At 69.8% G+C, this 1,481-nt stretch carries 2 protein-coding genes; both read left to right on the plus strand.

Annotation, left to right across the window (positions count from 1 at the left end; genetic code table 11):
* A partial coding sequence (locus FLW16_RS44310) for a hypothetical protein (RefSeq protein ID WP_185949862.1) occupies positions 1 to 450 on the plus strand: 450 nt, incomplete at its 5' end.
* 158 nt (positions 451 to 608) lie between these two features.
* Positions 609 to 1,481: WxL protein peptidoglycan domain-containing protein (locus FLW16_RS42820; RefSeq protein WP_221891602.1), on the plus strand; the 873-nt coding region annotated here is incomplete at its 3' end.

Consider the following 1,481-nt stretch of genomic DNA (forward strand, 5'->3'; position numbering starts at 1 on the left):
GTCTCCCTGCAGGAAAGCGGCTCGGACGCCGCCGCCCGCCAGTTCACCGGCACCCTGCCCACCGTCACGGTCAGCGACACCCGCAAGCCCGAAGACATCCCCGCCGGGGAGTACTGGGCCGTCGTCGGCCAGTCCAGCCAGTTCGTCGCCACCGACGACCCGGCCAAGACCATCGGCCCCGAATACCTCGGCTGGAAGCCGCGCCTGCTGACCGACTCCTCCACCGGGGCGGTCTCGGCCGGTGAGCCGGTTTCCAGTGTCGTCTCCGACGGCACCGGCGCCCCCGAGGTGGGTCTGAAGGGCCAGGAGCTGCTGGTCTCCACCGCCAACTCCTCCGACGAGATCGGCACCTCGAAGGTCAACGCCGACCTCGCCCTGCGCACCCCCGTCGACGTCGCCGCCGGCGAATACCACTCCACCCTGACGCTTTCGCTGTTCAACCAGTCCTGAACCGGAGGCAGGACGCCACCGCCGACTGTGGGCGCCCGGGCCATGTGGGGTCTACCCGCACGGCCCGGACGCTCACGATGAGACAGGAGACACCTTCGTTGACCAAGAGCCGTTCGCGGGGCGCCCTCGCCCTCCTCGCCGTCCTCCACGCTGTCGGCGTGACCGTCTTGGTCGCCATGCTCGCCATGGTCGTGTTGGCCGCTCCGGCCGGTGCCGACACCACCTGGTCGGTCGTCCCCGCCAACGCGGACGGCCCCGACGGCCGCAGCGTCATCGACATCGAACTGGCCGGCGGACAACAGGTGACCGAACATGTCGCGGTCATCAACCGCTCCACCCAGCCGGTCGACTTCGCCATCGACGCCAACGACGGCTACCTCACCGCCAAGGGCTACTTCGACATGCGACCCTCCGACGCAAAACCCGTCGACGGCGGCGCATGGATCGACATCCCCGACAAGGTCACCATCGCCGCCGGAGCCACCGCCGTCGTCCCGGTCAAGGTATCGATCCCGCAAAACGCCACACCCGGAGACCACCCCGCCGGCGTGACCGCCTCCATCGACACGATCTCCGGCCAGGTCCGGGTCCAAAACCGAGTCGGCGTCCGCCTCAACATCCGCGTGACCGGCAGCTTCGTCGCCAAAGTCGCCGTGACCGGCGTCCACACCGACTACACCTGGTCGTGGAACCCCTTCACCCCCGGCACCGTCGAGGTGACCTACACCCTCGCCAACGCCGGCAACGTCCGCCTGGCCCCCGACAGCCGGATCCTGACCTCCACCTTCGCCGGCGAAAACGGCTGGGACGACACCTCCGAAGCCAAGGCCAGAGAGATCATGCCGGGCGGCAGCCGCACCTTCACCGCACGAGTGAGCGGCACCTGGCCCCTGGGCCCCATCGGCACCACGATCATGGCCATCCCCGCCCCCGCCGGCAAACCCCTGCCCGGCGTCACCGCCGAACGCGTCGCGATCGACACCACCGTCTGGGCCATCCCCTGGCCCCAGCTCACCCTCCTGGCCCTCCTC

This window comes from Microbispora sp. KK1-11, assembly GCF_006874435.1.
Classification (GTDB): Bacteria; Actinomycetota; Actinomycetes; order Streptosporangiales; family Streptosporangiaceae; genus Microbispora; species Microbispora catharanthi.